Below are 26,743 nucleotides of genomic sequence, written 5' to 3'. Positions count from 1 at the left end.
CCAATGACCGACGCAACGCTTGGCTTCAAGATCGATAGCTCGCAGGCTTCGTCTGCCGCCGCTGATCTCGACCGGCTCACGGCTGCTGCCGCGCGCACACAGCAGGCGGCGGATAAGCTCGAAGCTGAAGCCGCCAGCCTCAGCGGTTCTTTGTCTCGCGCCGGAGAGGGAGCGAGCAAAGCCGCTCCGCCAATGGAGCGGATGGCAAAGTCCTTGGCGGACCAGGATGACCACGTCCGCGCCTTCCGAATGGAAGTCGAGCGCCTGACGATGAAATTTCAGCCTCTGGCGCAGGCGACCCGCACCTACGAGGCAGCTGTCAGCGAGATCGACCGAGCACACAAGCTTGGCGTCATCAATGCCCAGCAGATGACGCAGGCGCTCGATCGCGAGCGGATGGCATACGAGAAGCTTCGGACCTCCGCGGCGTCCGCCGGCGCCGCCGTGAAGGCTGCAAATAGCAACAACGCCGCCAGCGGTTCACAGCGCGCCGCCGGCATCAACGCAGGATATCAGTTCCAGGATATCGCCGTGACCGCGGCAATGGGCATGAACCCGCTCATGATCGGCCTGCAGCAGGGAACGCAGCTGGCATCGGTGATAGGGAGCATGGAGCGCCCAGTTGCAGGACTGGCAGCCGCTTTCGGCTCCATGATCAGCCCTATATCGCTTGTGACCATCGGACTGACGGCTGGTGTCGCGGCCCTTGTCCAGTATTTCAGCGCCAGCAAGGAAGGCTCGGATGGAATGAACACTGCCCTGCGCGAGCAGGCAGAGTTGATCACCGGCCTTGCGGATCGCTGGGGCGATGCCGTCCCCTCCCTGAAACAGTATGCGGACGAACTCATTCGGGCCAAGGAGGCATCCGAACTTCAGGCTGGGGTAGGGCTTCTCAGCGAGAAGACGCTGAAGGATGTCCGGAGCGGGTTGGACAACGCAAAGATCGGCCTGGCCGATCTTTCCTCGCAACTGCGTCAAGCCGGTACGGAGTCCGGCACGGTCTTGCAGCTTGAGAATGCGTTTACCGCCTTTGCCGAGGCCGCCGACAAGGGGAAACTCAGCTCCTCCGAAGTCAATGCGGTGCAGACCGCATTGACCGCAGCGATCAAAGAAAACCATATCCCGGCGCTCGACGATTTCGCGAAGGTCTTTGAGCAGATCTCGAAGTCAGCGCTGACCGCCGCCGACAGCATAGGGAAGACTGGCGAGGCCGCAGCGCTCGCGCAGTCGCGCATGAACGACCCTCGCACCTGGCGCAGCTACGGCCGCAATGATCAGTTCGGCGCCGACGGGACAATCCTGGGGACACAATTCCCGCTTCCCGACATTGGACCGATGCCAGCCCAGCGGCCGAACGACCTTTCAGAGGCGCCGGACGCCGCCACCATCCTCAATGGCGATGGGCGGCTGACGAATGTTCCCGTTCCTGGGCAGCGTCCGAACTTCTTTGAGATAGAGGAGCAGACGGAGAAGGTTGACGACCTCGAGAAGGCATATCGACGCGCGCAGGAGGCCAAGGCTGACTTCTGGCTCGATATCGGCTTTCAGCAGCGCCAGGCCGAGCGCAGCGCCATGGACCAGCAGGTGGCGGGCACCCTCAGCCGGTATGGCTTCAATGAGGATCTTAACTCGCCGGAGGCTCAGGCTATCCGTCAGCAGTTGCGCGGCCAGCAGGCGAAGGATCTTGCCAAGGGCTTCGGTGATGCCTTCGCCAGTGAATTGGTTTCCGGAAGCCACGACATCGGCAAGGCGTTCCTCAAGGGCTTCGAGTCCGCGCTGACCAACGAGGCGTCGAAGCTTTGGGAGAAGTTCTTCGACGGTATCGGTAACCTGTTCGCCGGCATGATCACCGGAGGCAAGAGCGGCGGTTCGGCCACGACCGGTATTGGCAGCGCCGTGACGTCGGCACTTGGCGGCGCCGCGAGCGACAATCGGTCGGCATCCGGGGCAGGCTCGATTTCCGGTTCCGGGGCCAACTTGGCGTGGAATTTCTGGAAGTCGAAGGGCCTGGCAGATCATCAGGTCGCCGGCATCCTCGGCAACATCAAAGCAGAGAGCGCCTTCAATCCGAGCGCTGTAGGCGATGGCGGCGACGCTCTTGGCCTGTATCAATGGAACGATCGGTCGCCCTCGCTGTTGAAGGCGATCGGTGGCCGCGGCAACCTGGGCAATGAGCTTTCCCAGCATCAGTTTGCCTACTCCGAATTGATGGGGCCGGAAAGCCGGTCCTGGAATGCCCTAAGGAATGCGCCGGACGTCCGTAGCGCCACAGCAGCATTCGCGGGCTTCGAGCGTCCTCAAGGGTTCTCCTGGGGCAACCCAGAAGGTTCGTATAACTTTGTCGGCCGCCTCAACGGCGCTGAGGAGGCCCTGGCAAAGTTCGGCGGAACGGCTGGCACTGCCACCGAGGGCCTGGGCAAATTCGGCACCGGGCTCAACTCTCTGGGCAGCACCCTTGCCGCACCTGGTGCTTCCTCGGCGCCGGGGGCCAGCGGTGGCGGTGGCCCGTTCTCTTGGCTGGGCAGCTTGTTCGGCGGCGGCCAGTTTGCGCAGGCGAAAGCCGGCCTCCTCAAACCGGGCCTGTTCGCAGACGGCACGAACTATGCTCCGGGTGGTCTTGCTATCGTCGGCGAGCGCGGCCCAGAACTCGTAAACCTGCCTCAGGGCTCGCAGGTCTTCAACACCAACCGCAGCGCCCAGATGATGGGCGACAACGACAGCGCGCCCCGCCAGCGCCCGCATCTGAATGTATATGTCCAGGGCGGGAGCGGCGACGAGCACGTCCGCGAACTTGCCAGGCAGGGCGCACAGGAAGCGCTCTATCAGGACAAGGTCGACCAGGCGCGCGGCGGCTTCGGAAACACGCAGAAGAAATTCAATACTCGGAAGGGCTGACGATGGCGGTCTACACCAATCAGCCAATGTTCCCGGTGGATTTCTTGCGGCCGAAACAGGCGCGCTTCGATAACCCCGGCAGTGGCTTTGACGGCGGCGTCAATGGCGTCGGAGAGCCGATTAGCGTGGAAACGTCTGGTGGCGGGATTATCACGGCGACCTATTCGGAGATGGTGCTGGAAGGGCCGGACGAGCGCTTCGAGGTGCTGAACTGGCTGGGGGCCCGTCTCAATGGCGGGTTCCGCTTTATCGACGTGCCAGTCGTCAATGACAAGATCGGGCCTTTCCCGGTGATCCGAGGCACCCGTCGACCGATCATCAGCGGAATCCCGCATTCGGATGGCGCTCTGTTCTCCGATGGCTCTGGGTACTCACAGACGACCGTGTATGGCGAGGTCGTAGAGGATGCAGCCCTCAATGCCGGAATTCTCTCCATGCGGGTCTATGGAGCCGCCAGAGACGTGTTCAGGTGGTCGGATTGGTTCTCCATCCATCATCCTACCAAGGGATGGCGGATATACCGGTCATGGGAACTGCTTGACCAGACCGACGAAGAGAACCCGGTCTATCGTCTCGCTCTGGCGCCGCCACTTCGGGAAGCGGTCACTGTCGGCACCCGGGTTGAGATCGCCCGCCCGCGCTGCGTGATGAAACTGCCGAAAGGCGTGACGATCCCTTGGGAATATTCCGGGTGGTATTCGTCGCGCCCGACGGTCCAGTTCACGGAAGCGTTCTGAATGGCCTACTCGGTTGAATACGTTCCGGCTGCGGTCGTCGACGAGATGCGCGGCAGCCATCAGCTTGGCGTGTTCCTGCGCATCGACACGGACCCGGCGCTGCATATGTGGTTCGGCGTCAACGACGTGCCGATCGGCTTCGATGGCATTGACCCCGATGGCACGGTTTATCTGGGCGGCGGTCGTCTTATCGGGGTTCCATCGCTCGAGGTGTTGGTCAATGGCACTTCCGACGCGGTTGACTTCTCGGTATCCGGCATTGACCCGGTAACCGGGGGTAAGATGCTCGACAGCATCCCGCCCGTGCGTGGAAAGTTGGTGCAGATCGGATTGACGACTCTGGACCGATATTACCAGCCGATGAGCAGCATTATCCCGATCTGGACCGGTGTCGCCTCGCATCCGAAGGAGGCACGGGCGCCGATCAGGGAAGGGGAGACGGCTACTTTGTCGCTCAGCCTGGCAGTGGTTGCCGGCGAAAATACCAGATCGCGCCCAGCAAAGGTTCTCTGGTCAGATGCCATGCAGCGTTCGCTGTACCCGACCGACGCCTTCTGCGACGGCACGCCACGGCTTGCCCGCGGCATCCAGCCGAAGTGGCCGGTCTTTAGCTGAGGTCTCATGGACATTCACGAATTTCTTGACCTCCCGCACCGGTTTCGGTGGGGCGGGGTAGGCGGCGACGACTGCTTGACGTTCCCTGCCTCATGGGCGGCGCGCGTGACAGGAATCGATCCGGCTGAGGAATACCGCGGCACCTATCGCAATCGCGAAGAGGCGCAAGAAATCCTCGGGATCTTCGGCGGCTCTCTCGGGCTCATGGAACACCAGTTGGCCATCGTCGTCGGCGCCGTGCGCGTCCATCACCCGGAGACGGGCGATATCGGCCTTATCAGAGCCATGACGGGCGAAACGCGCGACGAGCGCATCGAAACCGAGATCGGCGCCATCCGCTTCGGCCCCCTATGGGCTTGCATCCATCCCGCCGGCGTCCGCGCGACCAAGGCCGAATTCATTGCCGCATGGAGACTGCCAGCATGAGCCTAAAGATGGGCTATGAGACCGTCCCGAGCGAGGCTGCACACTATTTCGATGCTCATCGGTGGGAATGGCAAGATCGTTTTTTGCGTGGATCTACGGCGCTTTACGATCCGATCTTCACGCCTCTGTTCACCACGCTTTTCACATCGCTTGGCTTCTCCGCCGCGACCGCTGGCGTTCTGGCAACCGGCGCGGCTGCAATCGCGACAACGGCAATCTCGATCGGCATCCAGGCGCTGCTCGCTCCTAAGCCTCCAAAACCAGAAGACGGGAAAATACCGAAGGTCCAGTCCATTCCCTATCGCTGGTGGGGCGTTGGCCGGAACCGCATCGGTGGGGCTTATATGCTCTGGGAAGCCGTCGGCAAGAAGCTTTATGCGGTCCAGGCCATCGCTGGCCACAGGATCAAGCGCATCAACCGTTGGTGGCTTCATGACGATGAGATCGCGCTGGAGGCAGACGGCACGATCGAGGACGGAACGAATTACCGCACGAACGTTCGTCTTTTCTATCGGTATGGCGTGACGCCGGAGACACCTTATTGGGACATAGCCGCAGCTCTCGCGGGCCAAGGCGTATGGACCACTGGCCACCGTGGAGACGGACAGGCCTCGATCGGGATGATCGCGACCAGCGACAAGGCAGAGCGGCAGAATAAGACGTTTCCTTATGGTCCGCCGCAAGTCTCAGTCGAAGCCGATCTGGCTCTTTGCTGGGACTTCCGAGACCCCCTTCAGGATCCGGAAAACCCGAACACCTGGGAGTGGACGCGCAATGCCGCAGTAATCATGGCGTGGCACCAGTGCTTCAACGAGTTCGGCCACAAGCGAGACTATAAGCGTGCGATCTTGCCGGTTCTCGACATGTGGCAGGAGGAGGCCGACGTCTGCGACGAACTCGTTCCGCTGGCTGCCGGAGGTTTCGAACGGCGTTATGAGTGCAACGGCTTCGACACGACGGAGAATGACCCAAAGGCTGCTACCAACGCCATTCTGTCGTCGTGCGACGGCTGGATATGCGAGCGCGGCGATGGGGCTCTCCTGTTCATCGTCGGCAAGTTCAGGGCGAAATACCTCACCACCCTGACGGACGCCGATATTGTCGGCCATCAGATCGAATATGACGTGCTCTTTGAGGACGAGTGCAATCGCCTCATTCCCAAATTCTGCTATCCGGAAATCGGTTACGCCACGTCCGACACGGATTATTTCGAGGACGTAGGTGCTCAGTTGACCGCTGGCCGCGTCCTGGCGCAGGAAGCAAACTATCAGTGGGTGCAGCAATGGCGGCAGGCCCGCCGGCTCGGCAAGAGGGACTGGCTTCGCCTTCGTCAGAAGGTGACCGGGCAACTCAATGTCCGGCTGTCAGGCATCAACTCTGTCTATAGCAGGTGGGTTCGGATCGTGGCACCGAACATGCTGCCTAGGCTGGACGGAAAGATCGTCGAGAACCGCAAGTCGGTGCTGTCGCTCCTGCAGGGTGGCTTCGTGATGGATATCATGCAGCACCCGGAAAACATCGATATCTGGAATCCGGCGATCGACGAAGGACGTCAGCCTTCGACTCCGCCGCGAACTGATCCAGGTGGCGTTTTGACGCCGGTAATCAACCTCGTTCAGGCTCGGCCGAACGGCGACAGTGTCTATATCCGCGTGGTGATCATCGATCCTGAGGACGACAGCCTTGTCCCCGTGGTTCGATATCGACTGGTCGACGCGGGATCGGGTTCTCCCGGGCCATGGATCGAGCAGCGGTTCCCGAACCCCGTCCCGGCCGGCGGCTTCATCGACATGAGCACGAACGTCGTGCCATCGAACAAAGCCCTGGATGTCCAGGTCGCATACATAGCGTCTGATGGGGACTATGGACCTTGGTCAATCACGGCGAATGTCACATCGACCGTTGACCCGACAGCGCCGGCCGCTCCGATCAACATGACGACCAGCAACGCTTCAGGCACGGTAACGATCAGTGCGACGGCAGCGAACGACAACACCCGATACCTGGTCTTCAAGCGGGGCACGACGGGGCAGAGCTTCGCCGCTGCAACGCTAATTGGCCAATACAACGTCACTGCCAACCAGACGATCAGCTTTCCGAACACACCCGGCGCCGGCACTTGGAAATACTGGTGTGGCTCTGAAAACGCATCCGGCATTCCATCGCCTTCGCAGGCATCATCCACCATCACAATCTAAATCGGAGTCGACATGGTCGAGACCGCAAATAACATTTGGGCTGACGGTCCGAGTGAAGATCCCTACGAGCCAGACAAGCGACAAATCCGGGAATGGGGCACGTGGGTCGAAGGATCAATCACCGCCTTTCTCGCTAGCGGCGGGAAGGTCTATGCGACTAGGGCGGCGCTCTACGCCGACCTGTCCCAGACCGCGAACACGATGGCTTGGGTGATCAGCGACCCGACCGCCGCCTATAACGGGATCTACCGCAAGAACGGCGCAGCAAACTCCGGTTCGTGGACGCGGTTGGGCGACCTCCCATATTCGTTCATAGTCGCGACCGATGTAGGGGCGGGCACTCCAAACGCCATCCAAGCCACCACCAGCATTCCCGTCAGCCAGTCGGCATTGATCATTCTGAACGTCTTCGAATCGAATGCCGGTACTCCCGTCACAGTCTCTTTCAACGGCGGATCTCCGTTGACCGTGAAGACCAACAGCGGGAACGATGTGCTCGCTGGTGGGCTCATCGCCGGCATGCAGCTCCTCGGAGTGATTTCGGGATCGACGTTCCGGCTTGTCAGCGATCAGGTGTCTTCTGCCATCATTGCCGCTGCCGAAGATGCAGCTGATCGAGCGGAGGCGGCAGCGGCCGAGGCGGCGGATTGGGCTGATCTGGCAAAAAACAACTTCGTCCAGAATAGCTTCACGGGCGACGGCACCACGACCGATTTCCCGCTGTCGGTCGATCCTGGCAGCGCGAACAACATGTTCGTTAATGTCGGGGGCGTCAGCCAGCCGATCTCTGCTTACACATTGGAGCATGTCGGAAGCGACGCCTATCTGCGGATTTCTGGTGAGCCCGTGCCTGACGATGTCGAAATCGACGTTCGCTTCGGCAATAAGGTCACTGTCGGCACGCCTTCCGATGGATCGATAACCACAGCAAAGCTTGGGGCAGATTCGGTCACCGCCGCCAAGATGTCAGCGGCTGATGCCGTTGCAATCCGCGCCAAGATCGGCGCAGCGGCCAGCGGCACCGCCATTACGAATACGCAGATGCCGACTGGCTCAGTGGTCGATAGCGCAAGCGCTACGCCATATGTGGCGAATGCTTCGCTGACCGCCGTCATCCCGCGAGATGACGTAGCGCCACCGCAAATCAGCGAAGGCACTGAAATTCTTTCGGTTTCCATCACGCCCAAGTCGGCGACGAACAAGTTGCGATGCCGGTTCAAGGGGCAGGTGTCGAGAAGTGCCGCAGGGACGGTGGTCGCTGCGATATTCGCAACAGGAACAACCATCTCCGGAACGGCGGCTGACGCCCGGCGCGCGGTGGGTGTGACCGTCGTGTCGGCCGACCAGGCATTCATGGCTGACATGGAGGTGGAGTTCGTGCCGGGGATCACTACCGCGGTGACCGTTTCAGTTCGTGTCGGGCCTGATGCCGTTGCTGGCTTTGCTCGGCTGAACGGATCCAGCGTTGGCCGTCTTTTCGGCGGGTCATCTGCCGCCACCCTCGTCGTCGAAGAAATAAAGGCTTAATCAATGGTCCAGAAAATCCAACCTTCCATGACGCAGAGCGGCCTGCCTCCGCAATATCTTGTCGGCCTCGAAACGTCGCGAGATCCTGTGGTTCCCACAAAGCGAATTGTCGTCTCTCCAGGTTCGTGTCGCTCGCAACTCGACGAGACTGATATCGATCTCACTGCAGGCATGATGAAGCGGCTCGATCAAAATTGGGCCGCAGGCAGCGGCAATGGTGCGCTCGATCAGGGATCGCTGGCGGCAAGCACTTGGTATCACCTGCACATCATGCAGAACCCTACGACTGGGGCGGTCGACATTCTCGCGTCAGGTTCGCTCACCAACCCGGCTTACCCCGCAGGGTGGGAGGCGGCGCCCAGCCGGCGCGTGTGGAGTGTTCTCACCGACGCCTCCGCCAACATCATCCCGTACACGCAGACAGAAGACTGGTGCGCCTGGGGTGTCATGGAAAATCAATATAGCGGCAATCTTGGTGCGTCCTCCACCGTCATCACCATGAAATCACCGATCGGCTTCAAGTGCGAAGTTCAAGCGCTAATCCTCGTCAACACGGGCGCCGGCGAAATCGGCCTTATGGACCCGGACGGCGGGGATCCTAGCCTGGGGCGATTCTATACGGTTGGGGTCAAGCCCACAGCTGACACTTTGGGATATCGCGGCATCGTCATGACAGACGTCAACAGCCGCGTCGTCGGTTATGCGGCGAGCAACATGAATAGCTCGGTCCAAACGGTCGGCTATTGGGATCGCAGGAGTAAAAGATGAGCAAGGAAATTCGCATCGCCACCTGCGGTACCAGCCTGACCTTTCAGGGGGACTATTTCAATCTCTGGCAGCGCCAGGTCGAGCGTGGATTGCGCGAGGGGAAGCAGTCAACCGCGCGCATCTATAATTTCGGAGAGAACGGGGCAGACAGCGCGATCGGACTGACGTTCCTCTATCGCGCCCTACGAACGCGGCCCGAGATCGTCGTTCTGGAATACAACATGAACGATGCCTACATCGCGCGCAGCATTTCGGTGGCTCAGGCGCAAACGAACCACCTGAGTATGATTTCGCAGTTGCGGGCCAATGACCCGAACGTGAAAATCTGCCTTATGATCATGAACCAACCGGTCTCAGGCGGTCTCTATCCCGTTTCAGACCGTGTGAACTGGGCTGCATACGCGCAGAATTATCGAGACATCTGCGCCGCTGATAGCCAACTCACCCTCATCGATTTGGCACCAGGCTGGGTAGGGGCGACGACGACCGACATCCCGGACGGGGTCCACCCGACGAAAGCTGCGGTTTCAGCCCGCTCGGTGCCCACTATGATTTCGTCGCTTCGACCTCTAATCAGCTAGCAGCTCGCAGGCACCCTAGCATTTGACGTAAAGCGTGTACGTCCGGGCAGGGCGCCTCATCGGCCAGTCACCCACAATCTGGAGTCTTTCATGCTCGTCCATAACTGGCGCGAGGTGCTGAAACGCGCCTGGAGCGTCCGCCTCATGGTGCTTGCGCTGCTCTTCATCATCATCGAGCCGATCTACACCTTCGTTGCCGCCACTTGGGTTGCAAAGAACATTTACATCCAGCTCGGCATGTCGGCGGTCACCGGCCTCCTTGCCGTCGCGGCTATCATCGCCCGCATTTTCGTTCAACAGAAAGTCTCCGGAGACCTCGCCAATGGCAAGCCGCCTCAAGAAGGGTAGCGCTATCGCTGCCGCATGCATTGCTGTCGTCAGCACCTTTGAAGGGCTGCGCACCGTCGCCTATCGCGATCCGATCGGCATTCCTACCGTCTGCTTCGGCGAGACGCGCGGCGTGAAGATGGGCGACAGCTACACCGTCGCTCAATGCAAAGACATGCTGGGTGACGGCCTGAAGGAATTCGAGATCGGCATGCGGGCCTGCATGAAGCAGCCGGATCGAGTGCCGGCCGGCGCCTATGTTGCCTTCCTTTCCTTCACCTACAACGTCGGGACCGGCGCCTTCTGCAAATCCACGCTGACGCTAAAGCTGAACTCCGGCGATGTCGTCGGAGCCTGTAACGAGCTGCCGAAGTGGGATAGGGCCGCCGGCATCCGTCTTCCCGGGCTGACGAAGCGGCGCACCGCCGAGCGCGCGCTGTGCCTCAACGGTATCCCGACGTGATGTTCGGCTTCCTTGACTATCTTAAGCTCGGCGCCGGCATAGCGGCTGGCCTGATGCTCTATCACCTCTATGCCGTTTCGATCGGCTACCCCTCGGCGGCAAGGCAGGCGCGCGCCGGCTATGTGCTGCTGGCAGAGAAGACCGCGGCAGAGGCCCAGGCCACCGAGATGGAGCGTCAGCGCAATGCGGCGGCCCAGGCCACCGAAGAGCACCGCAAGCGCCTATCCTCAGCTACGGCCGCAGAGCAGGCCGCCAAAGACGCCCTCGAAAACGAGATCCAATCCTATGAGCTTCAGCTTTCGGAAAAGAACCGCGCTTGCGCTGTCACTGCTGCTGATCGTGACTGGCTGTTCCGCCACTGAGCGCCTCAACCGAGCGGCTACCACCAAAGGGCAGGCGCACGCCGGCATTGATCTTCCGCCGCTTCCCGATGACCTGCGCAAGCAGGAAGCCCATGCGCCAGTCGTGGAAGGCCAGCCGCTAATTGCGATCCTCGCCCGCGAGCGACAGGCGCTCAATCGCGCCAACGCGCGCCAGGGGCGGACCGTGGAATTCTACGACGACCTAACCAGCCGATACCGAGCGCGCCCATGATCCTTCCGCTACCTCATTGCTCGAAAAGCTGAATTCTTAGGTGATCCCAATTATGACATCCAATGACGACATTATGCGCGCGCTCGGTCGTGTCGAAGGCAGACTGACAGGCATAGAGGACAGCGTTTCCAATCTTCGCGAAGAGGTCAGCGACGAGAAAGATAATGCCCACAAAAGCCGCTCTGTCATCCACCGGCGGCTCGACGAGCAGGCTAAGCAAATCCATCTCCTCGACATGACGATAACGGTCAGCAGTGGCGTCGACGGCCAGATCCGCGAGGAGATCAAAAGCGTCAAGGAGACCGTCGAGAAGAACCACGAAGCGGTCGCCCCCACTCTCGAGGAGTGGAAAAAAATGAAGACTATCGGCTATGGGATATCAGGCTTGATCGCCTTCGCCGGCCTGACGGTCGGCGGCTTTATCGCCTATGCGAGCGATGGCGCCGTTGCGGCGCTGAGGCATTGGCTGAAGATCAATTGACGGCTCATACCGATTGCTTTTCGCTCTTCGCGGCAGTAGGGAGAGGCAAGGCTAATCAATCCGTCGAATTGAGGTTTTCCTGTCGTGAACAGTTTTTTAGGGTTTGTGTACTCTTGGGTGATGTTCATTACGCAATCCCGGCGCGACAGAGCCATCGAGCGGGCAAGGAAGGAATTGAACAGTCCTCCTCCCGAGCGCGTCAGGCATGTCGATCAGCATCGATGATTCAAAATCAGGCGGTGTCGAGGTGAAACGGCGAGAAGAGACAATATGCAGACGCTGGAAGAACAGAAAGAGACAGTGTCGAAACTGCGGAAAGAAATAGAGCAAGCGCAGGATTTCGAAGCCTTAAAGCCGATTCTACAGAAAATTCTCGATATTGTGTCCAGCAGCCTCGATGAAGATCTAGGCGGATGGGGCGTCGGCCAACCCAGCACTAAAGAGTGACGGTTTCGCCCGTTGCTACATTCACCACGGTCAGGCCAGTTAGCAGACTTTTAGCCTCGCTGTAGGTTTTGAACGCAAGACTTCCGTCCTGGTTGCGAACCTCTCGCATTCGGCACGGCCATTCATGGCGGCGGTTAAGCTTGCCTTTCAGGTTTTCTGAATATGCTGCATCAATGAAAAAGGCGTTCGTGCCGGCTCGATTGGTGCCGATAAACTCGTAACCCTTTACCTCAAGAAGATGCCTGAACGCCGACAATGAAGCCCCCCAATACATGCCGGAATAGTGCTTCTGCAGCCTGATAAATGACGAGTCGTACGGAACGCTCAGCGGTCGGTCGCCGAAAACCTGGTTGTACTCGACTATGACGATAGCAGCTCTTAGGGAAATTTTTTCAAGCACCCAGTAGTCAACGCCGTCAATGTCGACGCTGAGGATGCCAAGATCTCCCTCAAATCCTGCTGACGAAATGAGCGCACCGATATTGTCGCGATCGATGAATGCGGCGCGTGTTTGCAGATCATATTTGTAGGCGACATCATCTGATCGGATCGATGCTATGTTCTCTTCTGATCCGTCGATGACCAACCCCGACCAGTAGCGGGTAGCGAGCAGGTATCGAGTATTGCTTTCGCGAAAGTCTTCGACACCAAATTCGACGAACGTCGTCGATGAGGGTTTAATCGCGTCGACGAGCCAGGAAATAATCCCATCCTCACCCCATTGGGAAAAGACCGAGAATTCAGCATCGGCAAGCGTGTCCAGCTGCCCTTGTTGAGCTATCTGATGCGCGCGGGTTTCGCCTTGCATGATTAGCAGCTTTTCCAAGCCGACCAGCCTGCGTGTCTGAAACATGAAATCTCGGAACTTTCGGCGAAGGCGGTTTTTCATGCGGATGGCTCGCTGATCGGGGATGGCACAAAGCCATCTTCTGGAACGTCCGTCCTTACGACGGCTCGGGCACCAATAATGGCACGATCGCCGATTGTCACGCCCTTCATGATGATGGCCCCCATTCCAATCCACACATCGTTTCCAATGCGAACCGGCTTTGTTTTCACTCCCGGATTTTGGCGGGGATGCCCATTTGTGAGGATCTGTACCGTCTGCTTGAATCGCAGTTGGGGATCAGTGGGGTGGCTGTCACTGTCGTGAATCGCGACGGAATGAGATACCAGCACTCGATCACCAATGATGATCTCGCTAGCTGACCATATCGTTGACATCGGGCCAAGATAGAACCAGTCGCCGATATCGATCTTCCCGCCAAAGCCGAACGTTAGAAGTTCGCCTCGAACCATTCCGTGGGCGCCGATTTTGATCGCAGCTCGATCCTTGCGGATGTTGAAGACCCGCCCCTCAAAGCTCAGCTTTGTCGACGGACCAAGGACGGCAACGCCCTTGGCGGCAGATGTGACAAGGCCGGCCAAAACCCTTTCACGAGCAGTTAGTATAAGATTTGAAATCACGGTGCCGCCCTGCATCCCATGTGGAAAGATCGTTGTCGCCAATGACTGAATTTGATGGTACGCGCCGTCAACTGCCATCCCACATATCGGTTACACTATGCGCGTCTTTCAGAACTTTGGCCTATACCCCGCATATATGCGCCGACTCAACAGGCTGGCAGCGTCAGTGAACTCATTTTCTGAGAGACAGCAGGTTTTCTTCTCGGATTCTTTCGGCGCATGTCACCTGCTTCAGCCTGTGGTCGAGCGAAGCCCTGACGCCTTCTTCACAACAGGCGACGACCCGATAACGCAGCAGTATTGGGCGAAGGAGCATGGCCTTCCGGCATCCACGCCATTGCCACAGATACTCCTAAGCCAGATCGAGCATCACCGTACCGAGATCTTCTACAATCTTGATCCTGTTCGATATGGGAACGATTTTGTCAGCAAATTACCTGGCACAGTAAAAAGGTCGATAGCTTGGCGAGCCGCTCCCTCAGGAAATGTCGATTTTGGGGCATACGGTCTCCTTGTCTGCAATTTCCCGACGATTACTGCAGACTATAGAAGTCGCGGCTGGAGAGCGGAATACTTCGCGCCATCTCATGATCCCGCAATGGATAACTATTCGGCAAACCGCATCCGTCCGGTCGACGTGTTGTTCGTCGGCGGGTACAGTCGCCATCACAGAAGGCGCTCGGAGATCCTCAATGCGGTCTCAGAACTTCGCAGGGATTTTCAGGTGGTCTATCATTTGGATCGATCCCGCCTCACACGCATAGCTGAAAGCCCGCTAGGGTGGCTCATGCCTTTGAATGAGCATCGACGTCCTCGGGATATTCGCGCGGTTTCCCAACCGCCTGTTTTCGGTCGCGAACTTTATCAGGCAATCTCGCAAGCAAAAATCGTGCTGAACGGCGCCGTCGACATGGCTGGTTCAGATCGCGGTAACATGCGCTGCTGGGAGGCGCTAGGGTGCGGGGCTTTGATGGTCTCAGACTCCGGGAACTACCCGGATGGAATGATCAACGGCACCAGTATCATCACCTACGACAGCCCGCGGTCGGCAGTGACAACAATTCGCTCCTTGCTCGCCGAGGAAACCAAGCTGAGTGAAATTGCGCTAGCAGGAAATACCATGATTAGAAGTCGGTACAACAAGAAGGCGCAATGGGAGAATTTTACGCAACTTTGCAATTAAACTGCCCCTCTTTCGGCCGGTTAGTTTTTGCGTAAGTCACCGTCGCGCCGCTCCCGAAAAAAAGCCCCGCCTTAGGTAGGACGGGGCTAGTCTGGGTTGCGGTGGGCCGCACATCGAAGTGTCGAGCGGCTGCTTAGAACAAATCTCCGCACGGCCCGAGGTCTTACGATCGGCGGAGCCCATTGTTCCCGTCCCGACAGATTTTTATCGCGAAGAGCTCCGGCTCCTGGTTTCGTTCCATATGGCCGCCGCGCGCCAGGCCTCATGCTCACGTTGCGTGGCCACGTCTCGAAAAAATGGAGATGAATCGCTCGTGACGTTCGCTCCGCATCTCTGGCAAGAGATCCGAGCCGCGGCATCGTAGCTCACTTTCGCGTTGCCGCCGCAAATGCAATTCTTCAGGATCGGCGTCGTATCGTCGATCCTCGTCGGCCGCCAGCGCATTAATCCTCCCCCGCATAATGCCCAAATCTCAACTTTCCTGCCTTCGCCCCGCAAGTGGCGCATTTCAAGTGCGGTTCGATCTCCTTGATGAGATGCTGCCGCATGCTCGCCGGCAAGGATTTTCGGTCGAATTTCCTCTGCTCTCCGCAAGCCTGGCATTCGGCCATGATATCTACGTGCTGTGGTGCGACGTTGATATATCCCGGCGACCAGTCTTTGATTTCCATAAACTTCGGCATAGATGTTCCCTCCTCTTGCGAGGTTGATCTGAGCCGCATGTGTGAAAAAGCGCTCCCGCCAGAGCGATGTTCTCAATACGTTCTCCTGGCGTTGCGAGTCAATAATCATTCTAGGTAGATTGCTTTTTAAGCGATTGCTGATGGGATGGCGGCATGACAAAGCCGCCGAAACCAAAGCCGCTCCTGCAGGATGCTGGTAAGCCGGTTCGATCCCGGCCGCGCAAGCCGCGAAATCCCGCGCAGCCGAACCTCCCCCTCGACCCCATGCCAGATCGCATCGAGCCATGTCTTGCGCTCCTGAAGGCCCGGCCGCCGAAGGGCGACGACTGGGTCTATGAAATAAAATGGGATGGCTACCGCCTGTCGGTTCATGTCGAGCCGAATCGCATTCGCATCCTGACACGCGGCGGCCATGACTGGACGCATCGTTTCCCGGCAATCAAACTGGCGGCCATGTGGCTTCCTGTTGGCTCGGCAATCCTCGACGGCGAGGCCGTGGTCCTCGACAAACAAGGCCGGTCGGATTTCGGCCTACTACAACAATCGCTCGGCGGCCGGGGCGGCAAGAAGAGTTCAAGCAACGCCATCTTCATGGCCTTCGATCTGCTCTATTTCGACGGCCACGATCTCCGAAATTCCGAACTCAGCATGCGCCGGCATCTGCTTAAGGATCTGGTGTCCGTCGTAGGGCATGGCGATATCCGGCTTTCGGAGGAGATCGAGGCCGACGGCGATCAGCTACTGGCAAGCGCTTGCGAACACGGGTTGGAAGGCATCATCGCCAAAGATCGGAACAGCACCTATCGAAGCGGGCGCGGTGGCGACTGGTTGAAAATCAAATGCGTCCAGAGCGACGGCTTCGCGATCGTCGGCTATGAGAAGTCGACGGTATCGTTCGGGGGCATCGGTCGGCTTCTGCTCGCCGCTCGCAAAGGAGATGAGCTCGTCTATGTCGGGGGAGTGGGGACGGGCTTTAATGAACGATCCGCCGCCGAGCTCCGGGAGCAGATGGACAAGCTGATCGTCGACAAGCCTGCTGTCGACACCGGGAGGAAACGGAATGCGGTCTTCGTCCGGCCGGAGCTTGTTGCTGAGATCGAATATCGGGCCTGGACGCATGACGGGAAGCTGCGACATGCGTCTTACAAGGGGCTACGAGAGGCTCAGGACCACGCAGCGGTTTATGAGATAGAGTAGGACCTCGCCACTCTAGAACTCGAACGTGTCCGGCTTGTAAGCGCGACGAAACTCTGCGTCCCACGGATCGAAAAATTTCTCGCCCTTTGGAAGCGGCGGCTTGGTTGGCCGCTCGTCTTGGTCTCTGTTTTGGTCTTTCGAATCGTTCATAGTCACCTTCTACCGAGGTGAGGCGGATGCGTCGACCGTAAGCTAAAACACGAATTTGCGGCTGTGGATAAAATGTGTGATGCGCCGCGCTAACCCGCGTTCATCCCTCCTCGAATTCCCGGTCAGCAATATCGTCAGACAACACTACAGCGTGCTCTGACAGAACGGCAGCCACATTGTCGAGAAGCATCGCCAATTCGGGGTCGCTCTCGAAAAGCTGCTCCTGCTTGGCTTTCAACTTTGCGATATAGAAATTGTGGATATGCAGTGACCCTGTCATCTGCGCGAGGCTCGGCATGCTATGCTCCTTTCAATGATTAGCGGTCCGCTTAGCATCGTCCGTCAGGAGATCCCGTCGACCTTCGGAAGAACATCGCCAGAACCCAATTTGCAAAACGCGAAGGAAAAGCTGCAAAACATTCCCTTGACGAATCCGCGCAAGTCGTTGATCTGAAAGTAAAGCGGGCGTGGCGAAACTGGTAGACGCAAGGGACTTAAAATCCCTCGGCCTTGGCTGTACGGGTTCGACCCCCGTCGCCCGCACCACCTTCATAATCCTGTTTGAATATGCCTGTATTGAATCTGCTTGTATATTGTGCATAAAAGCAAGTTATCGCTTGACAAAGGAATTTCCGGCGTAACGATTGCGCCGCGACAGTTAAGTAAGGGTTGTCTTGTGGGAGTAAGACGATGGTTTACGATTGGAATGGGACTAAGGTTCGGCGCATCCGCATCTTCAAGACCAGTGTTGCACTTGTTCTGGGGACTGCGATAGCCGCGATACCGCTGTTCTTCTGGGCAATGCATTTGCGCGGTTTCTAGAGCGTCCTTAGCGCGTCCAAGAAGACGCGCTAAGGACGCTCTATTACTTTCGATCTGGACAGATGCCGAATTCGATTTTCGGGACTATGCGGTCTGTTCTGATAGTGTTCATCGCTCTGTGAGCGGAAGCGCGTTTGGCGCTTTGGTCTCGCGCCACCTGTTGATCAGCCAGCCAGCCAGCAGCCCGAGGGCTGCGCCCGCCGCCTTGATGCCGGCATCGTGCAGGCGCGGATGGCGTGTTGGTGTGAGATACTGCAGATATTCGATGGCGACTGCACCGGCAATCAGCAGCACCGCCACCATCTTCCACTGTTTCGGATAGGCGAGCGCGAAGGCGAGGCCGACGAGAACAAAGGCGCCCCCGCGGTCGGTATCGACCGTCGTGACCGTTTCCGGCCTCAGCCCGATCGGCGAAACCGTGACGAAGAGGATGAGGGCGAGCAGCAGCCAGGCGAGCGGCCTTGCAAATTTGAAGATCATCATGGCTTCATATTAGTGGCTTGGCTTTTCATTGACAGTTAAAATCAGTTCATCTGCCGCCGATTTCGCGATTGGCTTAAGAAAGGCTTTCCCGGGAGAGAACCGGAAATGGCCGAAACGGGCTTTCTTTTGCCGGTTGGCCTGTGCCATAGCGGCAGCGGCTACTCATGAGAATGGACCACGCCCGTGACGAGACTTGATGTCGAAAGCGCCGAAGAGGCAATGCGCAGCCTGTTTCCGGCAACGCCGCTACAGCTCAACGACCATCTGTCGGCCCGCTACGGAGCCGATATCTGGCTGAAGCGCGAGGATCTGTCGCCGGTGCGCTCCTACAAGATCCGCGGCGCCTTCAATTTCTTCCGCAAGGCGATCGGGCAGGGTGCTGCCGGCAAGACCTTCGTCTGCGCCTCGGCCGGCAACCACGCCCAGGGCTTTGCCTTTGTCTGCCGCCATTTCGGCGTGCCGGGCGTCGTCTTCATGCCGGTGACGACACCGCAGCAGAAGATCGACAAGACCCGCATGTTCGGCGCCGAATTCATCACCATCCGCCTGTTCGGCGACTTCTTCGACCAATGCTACCAGGCCGCCCGAGAACATGTTGAAGCGGTCGGCGGTGTCATGGTGCCGCCCTTCGACCATGCCGACATCATCGAAGGCCAGGCAACCGTCGCCGCCGAAATCATGCAGCAGTTGCCGGAAGGAACCGTGCCCGACATGGTCGTCCTGCCGGTTGGCGGCGGTGGACTGGCCGCCGGCATCACCGACTATCTCGACGGCACCGTGCCGAAATCTGCTTTTGTCTTCACCGAACCAGCAGGCGCGCCGAGTCTTAAGCGCAGCATCGAGGCAGGCAAGGTGACGACGCTTGCCAAGGTCGACAATTTCGTCGATGGCGCTGCTGTCGCCCGCATCGGCGACCTGAATTTCGCCGCTCTTCGCGATTTTCCGACCGAGCAGGTGCAACTCATGCCGGAGAACGCCATCTGCGTCACCATTCAGGAAATGCTGAATGTCGAGGGCGTCGTGCTGGAGCCGGCCGGCGCCCTGTCGCTGACGGCGATCGCCGCGATGGACGGCCAAGCGATCCGCGGCAAGACCATCGTGGCTGTCGTCTCCGGCGGCAATTTCGATTTCGAGCGTCTGCCTGACGTAAAGGAAAGAGCCATGCGTTACGCAGGGCTGAAGAAATACTTCATCCTGCGGCTCGCCCAGCGCCCCGGTGCGCTCCGGGATTTCCTCAATCTGCTCGGCCCTGACGACGATATCGCCCGCTTCGAATATTTGAAGAAATCGGCGCGCAACTTCGGCTCGATCCTGATTGGCATCGAAACCAAGGCGCCGGAGAATTTCGCCCGGCTGATCGGAAATTTCGAAGCAGCCGGCATGGGTTACGAGGATATCACCGAAAACGAGATCCTCGCCAATCTGATCATTTGACTTGGCGACAGCGATACGGTCGTGCTAAAGGCGGAGCATGGCTTCGTTCATTTCAAATATCTTTTCGATGTTCTCCGGCGGCGGCAAACCGGCTTCGGAGGCGGCAGGCCCTTCCGGCGAGCCGCAGCTTTACGGCGATTGCACGATCTATGCCGAGCCGCGCAAGGAAGGCGGCCAGTATCGCCTTGCCGGCCGCATCGAAAAGAAGGTTGGCGACGAGGTACTGGTGCGCAATTTCATCCGCGCCGATCTGTTTTCCTCCTCCGATGACGCGCTCGAATGCACAGTGCGCAAGGCGCAGCAGATTATCGATCAGCATGGTTCATCGCTCTTTGGCGACGGCGAGAAGCTTCGTCAGGTCTGAATCGGGATCCGGGCATAGGTCCTAGATACCGGCTGCAACTATTCCTGTATGTGACCCGGCTGCGCTCCAGCGAGCGCGTTCTCACTCACGCAATCTTAAAGGATTGCGGTGAAAGGTATCGCCTGCAGGATTTGCAGGACACCCCCGTGTTTGACTGTTTCGGACGATTGACCAAAGGATTCGCTGTCGCGATCACCGCGCCAGCAGGAGGCCGAACGTCCGGAGCCGAGGTCTCATGATGGAGACACTCAACCTCCTTCTCTTCGTCGTCGAAGCCATCGCCTATTTCGTGCTGATGGTAACCCTTCTGCATTTCCGTCATCGGCTCGGTCTCGGGGTTTTCCTGACGGCGCTCGGCGTCATGCATTTCATGGAGACCTATCTGGCGGCGGTCTTCTATGTCTCGCTGCCGTTCGGGGATGTGTCGCCGGGCTCATCCGTCTTCTTCTCCGGCAAGCTGATGATGATCCTGATGCTTTACCTGCAGGAGGATGCTGCGACGGTGCGCCAGCCGATCTACGGCCTCTTCCTCGGCAACCTGCTCACCGTCGGTATTGCCTGGGTGCTGCAACTGCACCAGCCGCTGCAGATATCAACCAACCACACGCCCGACGTCGACTTCCTCAAGGAGATGGGCTGGCTGATGGTCTGGGGCACGGCGCTGCTCTATGTCGATTCGCTCGGCATCATCCTGCTTTACGAAAAACTCGGCGATTTCTTCCGCCGCCGCGTCGTCCTGCGTTTCCTGATTTCGGGCTTCGTGCTGCTGACCTTCGACCAGATCGGTTTCTTCGCCGCACTGCATTACTTCCTGGATGTGCCGATCGCCGCATTCTGGGGCGGATGGAAGGCGAAAATGCTTGCCGTCTGCCTCTACGCGGCGATGTTCGCATTCTATGAATATCGTATTCGCCGTATCGGCGCAGCCGGGGCCGCACGTTCGATCAGCGACGTATTCGGTGACCTGACGTTCCGCGAGCGCTACAACGATCTGCTGGAGCGCACCGGCCGCGACATGCTGACCGGTGTCTACGATCGGACGCGCATGGAAATGGAAGCGCCGCTGATGCTGCTCGAGGCACTGAAGCAGGGGTCATTCGCCACCGTCCTCATTATCGACGCCGATCACTTCAAGGATGTCAATGACGGCTACGGTCATCTCCAGGGCGACGAGGTGCTGAAGGCGATCGCCGCCCGATTGGGCACGACGTTGCGCTCGAGTGATCGCGTCTTCCGCTTCGGCGGCGAGGAATTCGTTGCCGTCTGTCCGGGCACCGACCACGAGGAAGGTCTGCTGCTTGCCGAGCGCCTGCGTTGGACGATCGCGACCAGCGTCAAGACGCCGGATGACAGGCCGGTCACGGTCAGTATCGGCGTTGCGACTGCCGATGAGGACGGCGTCGATTTCACCGCCGTGCTGACGGCTGCCGACGGCAGGCTCTACGCAGCCAAGAAGAGCGGCCGCAACTGCGTCGTCGGCCGCTCCGGCGTGGTGAAACTCAGCTGAAACTCATTCAGGCAGCGCGGAAGATCTTGGCGCCGGATGGCGCGCTCGTCATGCCGCCGTCGACGGTGATCTCGATGCCGGTGACATTGGCCGAATCATCCGAGGCCAGATAGAGCGCCGCCTTGGCGATTTCGTCGGCTTCGCTCATGCGGCCGAGCGGGCTCATGCCGCCGATGCGGGCCTCGAGCGCCGACATGGCATCTTCCGTCTGGGCCATCGGTGACCAGATCGGCGTTTTCGTGCCGCCGGGCGTTACCTGATTGACGCGAATGCCGCGCGGCGCGAGCTCGGATGCCATATTGCGTGTCATCGCCCTGACTGCCGCCTTGGTCGCCGCATAGGCCGACCAGCCGGGAGCGCCGAGCACGGCATGCACCGAACCGTTGAGGATCACCGAAGCGCCGTCATTGAGATGCGGCAGGGCTGATTGCACGGTGAAGAAAACCGCCGTGAGATTGGTGCTGATGATCTGGTTGAACTGCTCTGGCGATGTCTCGCCAAGCGGCGTCGCGCCGCCGATGCCGGCATTGGCGAAGACGATGTCGAACTTGCCGACCTTTGCGGCGGCTTCGGCAAACGCCTTCTCGGTGGCGGCGGCATCGGTGACGTCGACCTTCAGCGCCAGCACGCCTGACCCAAGCGCCTTTTCGGCAGCCGCGAGCGTTTCCGGGTTGCGGCCGGTGATCACCACCTTGGCACCCTCGTCGATGAAGACCCTGGCGGTCGCAAGACCGATGCCGCTGTTTCCGCCGGTAATCAGGGCGACCTTGTTTCTTAGACGCATGATTCATGCTCCTCTTGGAATTGGCAACGATCTGGATTATGATCGTTATCTATAAGGATTATGATGATAATCTACATGAGTCAAGGGGAGCATGATGCCGAAAAGTGTAAGCGGTTTTCGGCCGACATCATGCTCATTCGATTGGTGCCGGGGAGATGTCCGATGGGGCGTTCGCAGTTGGAGAAACAGAAGACGCACGAGAAGATTGTCGAGATCGCGTCGAAGCGGCTGCGCGAGGAGGGGCTCGAAGGTATTGGCGTCGCCGATCTGATGAAGGAGGCCGGACTGACCGTCGGCGGCTTCTATAAGCATTTCGCCTCCCGTGACGATCTGGTTGCGGAGGCGATGCAGTCCGCTTTCGATTCATGGGGACGCAAGCTGGAGGCCGAGGGGGTGAACCCGGCGGAGATGACGGCTGCCGATGTCGCCGATCGTTATGTGAGCGCGTATCATCGCGACAATCCCGGTGAGGGCTGCCCTTTTGCCGCGCTGACCTCCGATATATCCCGTAGCGGCGAGACGGCGCGGGGGATCGCCACGGACGGGCTCAGGCGCAATTTCGCGTCACTGGCGAGCAAGGCTGCGGGAACGGACGATAGCGAACGGCGCCGCAAGGCGATCATGGCCTTCGCGATGATGGCCGGCGGCGTCGGCCTTGCCAGGATTTCGTCCGATGAAGAACTCTCGGCCGAAATCCTGGCGACGGTCCGGGATTTTGTCGCCGATATCGACAAATGAAAAACGGCCGGCAAAGGCCGGCCGTTCCGTGAAGCATTTGGGAGCCAATCAGGCCGCCAGTGCGATTTCCTGGACGCGCGACTTGGCGGCGTCGATCGCCTTTTCGGCAGCTTCCGGACCGAAGGCCAAGCCTTCGACATAGATGGTCTCGATATCGCTGATGCCGAGGAAGCCGAGAACCGACTTCAGGTACGGCACGGCATGGTTCAAGCCGACGGCCGGGCCCTGTGAATAGACACCGCCCGAAGCGAGCACCACGTAAACCTTCTTGCCGGTTGCGAGGCCAACCGGACCGCTTTCCGTGTACTTGAAGGTCAGGCCGGCACGGGCAACGTTGTCGATCCAGGTCTTCAGCGACGAATAGATGTTGAAGTTGATGAGGCCGGTGCTGATGACGATCGTATCGGCGGCGAGCAGTTCGTTGACAAGCTCGTCGGAGGTCTTGACGGCCACGGTTTCCTCAGCGGTGCGGGCCTCAGGCGGCTTGCGGATCGCGCCGGTGAAGAGGTCATCGATATGCGGCAGCGGGTTGGCGGCAAGGTCGCGGCGAATGACGACGCTGCCCGGATTCTGGCTCTTCAGCTTTTCGGCGAGATCGACGGCGATCGGCGTCGAGAGAGAATCGGCACGCGGGCTGGACGTCAGAAGCAGGATGGACGACATGGTGCATTTCCTTTCGAATGGGATTTGACGGCCCGTTGCTGGGAGGTGAGCCGTAGTCTCGATGAGGAAAATAGGTCTGGCCTGCTATCGAAAAAACGGTGATAATGTAGATCGAAACTATCGATGGAATGGATAGAAGATGCTGCCAAACCCCACTCTGGACCAATTGCAGGTGTTTCTGACCGTTGCCGAGACCGGTAGCTTCTCGGCCGCTTCGCGGGCGCTGAACCGGGCGCAGTCGGTCGTCAGCTATACGATCGCCAATCTGGAGGCGCAGCTCGAAGTCCCGCTTTTCGAGCGCTCCGGCGCGCGTCAGCCGAAGCTGACGGAGGCGGGCAAGGCGATGCTGGAGGATGCGCGGCGCATTCTGGGCGATCTGCAAGTCATGCGGGCGCGCGTCAAGAGCCTGAGAGAAGGGCTCGAAGCGGAGGTTTCCGTCGCCATCAGCGTTATGGTGCCTTCGCGAGCCCTGGTGGACGTCCTCCGCGAATTCCGGGAGATGTTTCCATCCGTTTCGTTAAGCCTCAATGTCGGCGAGCTCGGAATGGTCATGGATCTCGTCCTCAGCGGCAAGGCGACGATCGGGATTGGTGGCGCGGTCGTCAAGCAGGACGATTCGATCGTCACGGAGCGGATCGGTCATTCCTTCATGTTGCCCGTTGCCGCGCGCAACCACCCGCTTGCCGGGATCGGCCGGCCACTGACGCTCGGCGACGTCCGCGAGGAAGTGCAACTCGTCGTCACCGATGCATCGGGACGGACGAAGGGGCGCGATTTCAACGTTCTCTCCTACAAGACATGGCGCGTCAGCGATATTGCAACGAAGCACCAGCTCATCAGGGCCGGCCTTGGCTGGGGCGGCCTTCCGGCTTCCGTGATTCATGACGATCTGACGAGCGGCAGGCTCGTCCATCTCGATCTGGATGCCTACGAACAGGGGGAGTATCCCATATATTCGGTCCGTCAGCTCGCTAACCCGCCCGGACCTGCCGCCACCTGGATGATCGACGCGTTCCGCACGCGGCTTTCCGCCTGCCCGAGCCAAGTCGATTTCCATGCTCAGATAGCGGAACTGCAGGAAGCTGGTACGCCGCTTGCGGCCGAATGACGAAGGCGCGAGTGCCGCGCCTTCGCTGATATTGTGCTCGGCCTAAAGAACAAGCCTGAACTTCGAGAACCCGTCTGCCCCTTCGCCGGCATCCTCGATCTTGACGCTCTTGAGCTCGGCGAGGAACTGTTTCGCCTTCGGGCCGCTTTCGAAGGTCGCGGTCGTGCCGGGGAGCGGCTTGAAGGTCCAGTTGGCGTCGGCAGACGGATTGATCGTGCCCTGATCATGGATATAGCGGACGATGACGTCGCGGTTGGTATCCGGCGCCTGGAAGATCACCTTGTCCGCGGTGATCTCAGGGAAATTGCCGCCGCCGCCGGCGCGGTAGTTGTTCGAGACGACGACGAACTTCTGAGCCGGATCGATCGGCTTGCCGTTGAAGGCGAGGTTCTGGATGCGGTTGGCGTCCGGATGGATCGGCTTGCCGGATGAATCATATTTCGGCGGCTGCGACAGGTCGATCTGGTAGGTGACGCCGTCGATCACGTCGAAATTGTAGGTCGGAAAGTCATTGTTGAGCAGCGCTGCATCCTTCGAGCCGGCCTCGATGTGATTGAACATGCCGGCCGACATTTCGAGCCAGTTTTTCACCTCTGCGCCGGTGATGGCAACGGCCTGCACCGTGTTCGGGTAGAGATAGAGGTCGGCTACGTTCTTGATGGCGATATCGCCGGCCGGCACGTCGGTATAGTAGTCGGCGCCGCCGCGACCGCCGGCCTTGAAGGGGGCCGCCGCCGAAAGCACCGGCAGGTCCTTGAACTCGGTGTCGGCGAGCATCTGCTTGATGTACCAGGTCTGGGCTTGGCTGACGACCTGCACCGAGGGATCGTCGGCAACCAGCGCGAAGTAGGAGTAGAGCGGTGCGGAGGTCTTGCCGACCGGGGTGCGGACATAGGCAAGCGTCGCCTCGTGCTCGGCCTTGGCGGCCTCGACCACTTCCTTCTTGTCGGCGTAGTCGGCAACCACTTTCTTCTTGTCGTCGCGATGGAAGATCGGCCGTGCTTCCGCGGTGAAATCGACGATCTTCCAGCTATTGCCGTCCTTTTCGAGCAGCAGGTCGATAAGGCCGAGATGTGAGCCCCAGAAGCCGGCCATCACGGCGGGCTTGCCGTGCAGCGTGCCCTTGACGGGGTCGGCATTGGCCACACCGTCCCAGCTCTTCGGGCCAGGGAAGACGAGATGCTGGTGGCCGGTGAAGATCGCGTCGATCCCGTCGACGGCGGCGAGATGCAGCGAGGCGTTCTCCATCTTTTCGGACGGTGCGCTGCCGTCGATGCCGGAATGCGAGAGCGCAATGACGATATCGGCGCCGGCTTCCTTCATGGCGGGAACCCAGGCCTTGGCGGCCTCGACGATGTCGCGCGTCTGTGCCTTGCCTTCGAGGTTCTTGATGTCCCAGAGCATGATCTGCGGCGGCACGAAGCCGATGAAGCCGATCTTGACGGGGCTCTCATTGCCGGCGCCATCCTTGATCTGCTTTTCGACGATGATGTAGGGCTTGAAGAAGAGATCGTCCTGCTTCGGGTCCGAGGCGAGCTGGCCCTTGGTCAGGTTGGCGCAGACGAAGGGGAAGTTCGCGCCTGCCAGGACCTTGAACATGAAGTCGAGGCCGTAGTTGAACTCGTGATTGCCGAGCGTGCCGACCGTATAGCCGAGCGTGTTCATCGCCTTGATCACCGGATGGACGTCGCCGTCCTTCATGCCGTGCTGATAGGCCATGTAATCGCCCATCGGATTGCCCTGCAGCACATCGCCATTATCGATCAGCAGCGAGTTGACAGCTTCCGCGCGGATGTTGTCGATGATCGTCCCGGTGCGCGACAGGCCCATCGTGTCGTTCGGCTTGTCGGCATAATAGTCATAGGGGAAGACGTTGACGTGAATGTCGGTCGTTTCCATCAGCCTGAGATGGGCCTGGTTGGCGCTGGCGCGCGCGCTGAAAGGGTGCAGCAGGACCAGGGCGGAAGTGGCGGCGAGGCCGCCGAGCAGGGAACGGCGGCTCATCGCGCCAACATCGAAAATGGAAGACATGGAAATTCTCCTAATAGGGATCATGCATCGTCCGGCCCGTCAGAATTAGGACGATTTGCCGAGGAGTACA

29 protein-coding genes and 1 tRNA gene are annotated in these 26,743 nt (G+C 59.4%); 22 read left to right on the top strand and 8 right to left on the bottom strand.

The window, feature by feature from the left end:
- The first annotated feature begins 3 nt into the window (after nt 1-3).
- From G9X67_RS14600 to G9X67_RS14535, 14 genes are all read left to right on the top strand, one after another.
- Nucleotides 4-2,895, top strand: coding sequence for a phage tail tip lysozyme (locus G9X67_RS14600; protein WP_171598963.1), 2,892 nt, complete (start codon nt 4-6; stop codon nt 2,893-2,895).
- Between the two features lie 2 nt (nt 2,896-2,897).
- Nucleotides 2,898-3,632, top strand: a complete 735-nt coding sequence (locus tag G9X67_RS14595; RefSeq protein ID WP_171598962.1) for a hypothetical protein — start codon at nt 2,898-2,900, stop codon at nt 3,630-3,632.
- A complete protein-coding gene (locus G9X67_RS14590; RefSeq protein ID WP_171598961.1) occupies nt 3,633-4,247 on the top strand; it encodes a hypothetical protein in 615 nt (204 codons plus the stop codon).
- 105 nt (nt 4,248-4,352) lie between these two features.
- Nucleotides 4,353-4,673, top strand: a complete 321-nt coding sequence (locus G9X67_RS14585) for a hypothetical protein (RefSeq protein ID WP_246705401.1) — start codon at nt 4,353-4,355, stop codon at nt 4,671-4,673.
- A complete protein-coding gene (locus G9X67_RS14580; protein ID WP_171598959.1) occupies nt 4,670-6,871 on the top strand; it encodes a hypothetical protein in 2,202 nt (733 codons plus the stop codon). Before G9X67_RS14585 ends, G9X67_RS14580 begins: the two co-directional genes overlap by 4 nt.
- Before the next feature lie 12 nt (nt 6,872-6,883).
- Nucleotides 6,884-8,398 carry a hypothetical protein gene (locus G9X67_RS14575; RefSeq protein ID WP_171598958.1) on the top strand — a complete coding sequence of 505 codons (1,515 nt, stop codon included), beginning with the start codon at nt 6,884-6,886 and terminating at the stop codon, nt 8,396-8,398.
- A gap of 3 nt (nt 8,399-8,401) precedes the next feature.
- On the top strand, nt 8,402-9,166 hold the full coding sequence (locus tag G9X67_RS14570) for a hypothetical protein (protein WP_171598957.1): 765 nt from the start codon (nt 8,402-8,404) through the stop codon (nt 9,164-9,166).
- A complete protein-coding gene (locus G9X67_RS14565; RefSeq protein WP_171598956.1) occupies nt 9,163-9,747 on the top strand; it encodes an SGNH/GDSL hydrolase family protein in 585 nt (194 codons plus the stop codon). The genes G9X67_RS14570 and G9X67_RS14565 overlap by 4 nt, the downstream gene beginning before the upstream one ends.
- Before the next feature lie 90 nt (nt 9,748-9,837).
- Nucleotides 9,838-10,095, top strand: a complete 258-nt coding sequence (locus G9X67_RS14560) for a hypothetical protein (protein ID WP_130694527.1) — start codon at nt 9,838-9,840, stop codon at nt 10,093-10,095.
- Nucleotides 10,070-10,537: a lysozyme gene (locus G9X67_RS14555; protein ID WP_171598955.1), complete on the top strand. Its 468-nt coding sequence runs from the start codon at nt 10,070-10,072 to the stop codon at nt 10,535-10,537. The genes G9X67_RS14560 and G9X67_RS14555 overlap by 26 nt, the downstream gene beginning before the upstream one ends.
- Complete coding sequence (locus G9X67_RS14550; RefSeq protein ID WP_171598954.1) at nt 10,537-10,899, top strand: hypothetical protein; 363 nt, start codon at nt 10,537-10,539, stop codon at nt 10,897-10,899. The genes G9X67_RS14555 and G9X67_RS14550 overlap by 1 nt, the downstream gene beginning before the upstream one ends.
- Nucleotides 10,877-11,131 carry a hypothetical protein gene (locus G9X67_RS14545; protein WP_171598953.1) on the top strand — a complete coding sequence of 85 codons (255 nt, stop codon included), beginning with the start codon at nt 10,877-10,879 and terminating at the stop codon, nt 11,129-11,131. The genes G9X67_RS14550 and G9X67_RS14545 overlap by 23 nt, the downstream gene beginning before the upstream one ends.
- 52 nt (nt 11,132-11,183) lie before the next feature.
- Nucleotides 11,184-11,612, top strand: a complete 429-nt coding sequence (locus tag G9X67_RS14540; protein WP_171598952.1) for a DUF1515 domain-containing protein — start codon at nt 11,184-11,186, stop codon at nt 11,610-11,612.
- A 270-nt stretch (nt 11,613-11,882) separates the two neighbouring features.
- Nucleotides 11,883-12,059: a hypothetical protein gene (locus G9X67_RS14535; protein WP_171598951.1), complete on the top strand. Its 177-nt coding sequence runs from the start codon at nt 11,883-11,885 to the stop codon at nt 12,057-12,059.
- Here the strand turns inward: G9X67_RS14535 and G9X67_RS14530 are convergent.
- Nucleotides 12,049-12,912, bottom strand: coding sequence for a hypothetical protein (locus G9X67_RS14530; RefSeq protein WP_171598950.1), 864 nt, complete (start codon nt 12,910-12,912; stop codon nt 12,049-12,051). The two genes, G9X67_RS14535 and G9X67_RS14530, sit on opposite strands and share 11 nt — an antisense overlap.
- Before the next feature lie 32 nt (nt 12,913-12,944).
- Entirely contained in the window at nt 12,945-13,604 is a 660-nt protein-coding gene (locus G9X67_RS35285) for an acyltransferase (RefSeq protein WP_171598949.1), read from the bottom strand.
- 88 nt (nt 13,605-13,692) lie between these two features.
- On the opposite strand from G9X67_RS35285, the gene G9X67_RS14520 reads away from it, so the two are divergent.
- Nucleotides 13,693-14,709, top strand: a complete 1,017-nt coding sequence (locus G9X67_RS14520; protein WP_348649116.1) for a glycosyltransferase — start codon at nt 13,693-13,695, stop codon at nt 14,707-14,709.
- Between the two features lie 443 nt (nt 14,710-15,152).
- Here G9X67_RS14520 and G9X67_RS14515 read toward each other — a convergent pair whose 3' ends face one another.
- Complete coding sequence (locus tag G9X67_RS14515) at nt 15,153-15,392, bottom strand: hypothetical protein (protein ID WP_171598947.1); 240 nt, start codon at nt 15,390-15,392, stop codon at nt 15,153-15,155.
- A 153-nt stretch (nt 15,393-15,545) separates the two neighbouring features.
- Between G9X67_RS14515 and ligD the strand changes: the two genes are divergently transcribed.
- Nucleotides 15,546-16,589, top strand: a complete 1,044-nt coding sequence (gene ligD / locus G9X67_RS14510) for a non-homologous end-joining DNA ligase (protein ID WP_171598946.1) — start codon at nt 15,546-15,548, stop codon at nt 16,587-16,589.
- Between the two features lie 250 nt (nt 16,590-16,839).
- On the opposite strand, the gene G9X67_RS14500 is transcribed toward ligD, so the two are convergent.
- Entirely contained in the window at nt 16,840-17,037 is a 198-nt protein-coding gene (locus G9X67_RS14500; protein WP_171598944.1) for a hypothetical protein, read from the bottom strand.
- 163 nt (nt 17,038-17,200) lie between these two features.
- Here G9X67_RS14500 and G9X67_RS14495 point away from each other — a divergent pair.
- Nucleotides 17,201-17,285, top strand: a tRNA-Leu gene (locus tag G9X67_RS14495).
- 384 nt (nt 17,286-17,669) lie between these two features.
- Here G9X67_RS14495 and G9X67_RS14490 read toward each other — a convergent pair.
- Nucleotides 17,670-18,044 (bottom strand): VanZ family protein, encoded by a 375-nt coding sequence (locus G9X67_RS14490; protein ID WP_138329941.1) that lies wholly within the window; start codon nt 18,042-18,044, stop codon nt 17,670-17,672.
- Between the two features lie 183 nt (nt 18,045-18,227).
- On the opposite strand from G9X67_RS14490, the gene ilvA reads away from it, so the two are divergent.
- The 3 genes from ilvA (at nt 18,228) to G9X67_RS14475 (ending at nt 21,349) form a co-directional block, all read left to right on the top strand.
- A complete protein-coding gene (gene ilvA, locus G9X67_RS14485; protein WP_171598943.1) occupies nt 18,228-19,478 on the top strand; it encodes a threonine ammonia-lyase in 1,251 nt (416 codons plus the stop codon).
- A gap of 37 nt (nt 19,479-19,515) precedes the next feature.
- A complete protein-coding gene (locus tag G9X67_RS14480) occupies nt 19,516-19,842 on the top strand; it encodes an HlyU family transcriptional regulator (RefSeq protein ID WP_003538786.1) in 327 nt (108 codons plus the stop codon).
- A gap of 235 nt (nt 19,843-20,077) precedes the next feature.
- Nucleotides 20,078-21,349, top strand: coding sequence for a GGDEF domain-containing protein (locus tag G9X67_RS14475; protein WP_138329937.1), 1,272 nt, complete (start codon nt 20,078-20,080; stop codon nt 21,347-21,349).
- Between the two features lie 7 nt (nt 21,350-21,356).
- Here G9X67_RS14475 and G9X67_RS14470 read toward each other — a convergent pair whose 3' ends face one another.
- The gene (locus tag G9X67_RS14470) at nt 21,357-22,133 is read right to left on the bottom strand and encodes an SDR family oxidoreductase (RefSeq protein ID WP_171598942.1); all 777 of its coding nucleotides are present in this window, start codon (nt 22,131-22,133) and stop codon (nt 21,357-21,359) included.
- Between the two features lie 162 nt (nt 22,134-22,295).
- On the opposite strand from G9X67_RS14470, the gene G9X67_RS14465 reads away from it, so the two are divergent.
- Complete coding sequence (locus G9X67_RS14465) at nt 22,296-22,871, top strand: TetR/AcrR family transcriptional regulator (protein WP_171598941.1); 576 nt, start codon at nt 22,296-22,298, stop codon at nt 22,869-22,871.
- A 48-nt stretch (nt 22,872-22,919) separates the two neighbouring features.
- On the opposite strand, the gene G9X67_RS14460 is transcribed toward G9X67_RS14465, so the two are convergent.
- Entirely contained in the window at nt 22,920-23,534 is a 615-nt protein-coding gene (locus G9X67_RS14460; RefSeq protein ID WP_138329933.1) for an FMN-dependent NADH-azoreductase, read from the bottom strand.
- A 139-nt stretch (nt 23,535-23,673) separates the two neighbouring features.
- On the opposite strand from G9X67_RS14460, the gene G9X67_RS14455 reads away from it, so the two are divergent.
- Nucleotides 23,674-24,642 carry a LysR family transcriptional regulator gene (locus G9X67_RS14455; protein WP_130679882.1) on the top strand — a complete coding sequence of 323 codons (969 nt, stop codon included), beginning with the start codon at nt 23,674-23,676 and terminating at the stop codon, nt 24,640-24,642.
- Nucleotides 24,643-24,684: 42 nt separating this feature from the next.
- Here the strand turns inward: G9X67_RS14455 and G9X67_RS14450 are convergent, their stop codons facing one another.
- Nucleotides 24,685-26,673, bottom strand: coding sequence for a bifunctional 2',3'-cyclic-nucleotide 2'-phosphodiesterase/3'-nucleotidase (locus G9X67_RS14450; RefSeq protein WP_171598940.1), 1,989 nt, complete (start codon nt 26,671-26,673; stop codon nt 24,685-24,687).
- Between the last annotated feature and the right edge of the window lie 70 nt (nt 26,674-26,743).

Origin of the sequence: Rhizobium sp. WYCCWR 11152 (assembly GCF_013087615.1) — a bacterium.
Lineage (GTDB): Bacteria > Pseudomonadota > Alphaproteobacteria > Rhizobiales > Rhizobiaceae > Rhizobium > Rhizobium indicum.
Note: the sequence above shows the minus strand (reverse complement) of the source record. Positions and strands in the feature narration are given on the sequence as shown.

Excerpts from the sequence above, each read along its gene's own strand:
- G9X67_RS14550 (WP_171598954.1), top strand. The coding sequence starts at position 10,537 with ATGTTCGGCTTCCTTGACTATCTTAAGCTCGGCGCCGGCATAGCGGCT.
- G9X67_RS14555 (WP_171598955.1), top strand. The coding sequence starts at position 10,070 with ATGGCAAGCCGCCTCAAGAAGGGTAGCGCTATCGCTGCCGCATGCATT.
- G9X67_RS35285 (WP_171598949.1), bottom strand. The coding sequence starts at position 13,604 with ATGGCAGTTGACGGCGCGTACCATCAAATTCAGTCATTGGCGACAACG.
- G9X67_RS14560 (WP_130694527.1), top strand. The coding sequence starts at position 9,838 with ATGCTCGTCCATAACTGGCGCGAGGTGCTGAAACGCGCCTGGAGCGTC.
- G9X67_RS14580 (WP_171598959.1), top strand. The coding sequence starts at position 4,670 with ATGAGCCTAAAGATGGGCTATGAGACCGTCCCGAGCGAGGCTGCACAC.
- G9X67_RS14575 (WP_171598958.1), top strand. The coding sequence starts at position 6,884 with ATGGTCGAGACCGCAAATAACATTTGGGCTGACGGTCCGAGTGAAGAT.
- G9X67_RS14530 (WP_171598950.1), bottom strand. The coding sequence starts at position 12,912 with ATGTTTCAGACACGCAGGCTGGTCGGCTTGGAAAAGCTGCTAATCATG.
- G9X67_RS14475 (WP_138329937.1), top strand. The coding sequence starts at position 20,078 with ATGATGGAGACACTCAACCTCCTTCTCTTCGTCGTCGAAGCCATCGCC.
- G9X67_RS14465 (WP_171598941.1), top strand. The coding sequence starts at position 22,296 with ATGGGGCGTTCGCAGTTGGAGAAACAGAAGACGCACGAGAAGATTGTC.
- G9X67_RS14565 (WP_171598956.1), top strand. The coding sequence starts at position 9,163 with ATGAGCAAGGAAATTCGCATCGCCACCTGCGGTACCAGCCTGACCTTT.
- G9X67_RS14500 (WP_171598944.1), bottom strand. The coding sequence starts at position 17,037 with ATGCCGAGCCTCGCGCAGATGACAGGGTCACTGCATATCCACAATTTC.
- G9X67_RS14490 (WP_138329941.1), bottom strand. The coding sequence starts at position 18,044 with ATGATGATCTTCAAATTTGCAAGGCCGCTCGCCTGGCTGCTGCTCGCC.
- G9X67_RS14515 (WP_171598947.1), bottom strand. The coding sequence starts at position 15,392 with ATGCCGAAGTTTATGGAAATCAAAGACTGGTCGCCGGGATATATCAAC.
- G9X67_RS14535 (WP_171598951.1), top strand. The coding sequence starts at position 11,883 with ATGCAGACGCTGGAAGAACAGAAAGAGACAGTGTCGAAACTGCGGAAA.
- G9X67_RS14600 (WP_171598963.1), top strand. The coding sequence starts at position 4 with ATGACCGACGCAACGCTTGGCTTCAAGATCGATAGCTCGCAGGCTTCG.
- G9X67_RS14595 (WP_171598962.1), top strand. The coding sequence starts at position 2,898 with ATGGCGGTCTACACCAATCAGCCAATGTTCCCGGTGGATTTCTTGCGG.
- G9X67_RS14480 (WP_003538786.1), top strand. The coding sequence starts at position 19,516 with ATGGCTTCGTTCATTTCAAATATCTTTTCGATGTTCTCCGGCGGCGGC.
- ligD (WP_171598946.1), top strand. The coding sequence starts at position 15,546 with ATGACAAAGCCGCCGAAACCAAAGCCGCTCCTGCAGGATGCTGGTAAG.
- G9X67_RS14590 (WP_171598961.1), top strand. The coding sequence starts at position 3,633 with ATGGCCTACTCGGTTGAATACGTTCCGGCTGCGGTCGTCGACGAGATG.
- G9X67_RS14570 (WP_171598957.1), top strand. The coding sequence starts at position 8,402 with ATGGTCCAGAAAATCCAACCTTCCATGACGCAGAGCGGCCTGCCTCCG.
- G9X67_RS14450 (WP_171598940.1), bottom strand. The coding sequence starts at position 26,673 with ATGTCTTCCATTTTCGATGTTGGCGCGATGAGCCGCCGTTCCCTGCTC.
- G9X67_RS14460 (WP_138329933.1), bottom strand. The coding sequence starts at position 23,534 with ATGTCGTCCATCCTGCTTCTGACGTCCAGCCCGCGTGCCGATTCTCTC.
- G9X67_RS14455 (WP_130679882.1), top strand. The coding sequence starts at position 23,674 with ATGCTGCCAAACCCCACTCTGGACCAATTGCAGGTGTTTCTGACCGTT.
- G9X67_RS14470 (WP_171598942.1), bottom strand. The coding sequence starts at position 22,133 with ATGCGTCTAAGAAACAAGGTCGCCCTGATTACCGGCGGAAACAGCGGC.
- G9X67_RS14540 (WP_171598952.1), top strand. The coding sequence starts at position 11,184 with ATGACATCCAATGACGACATTATGCGCGCGCTCGGTCGTGTCGAAGGC.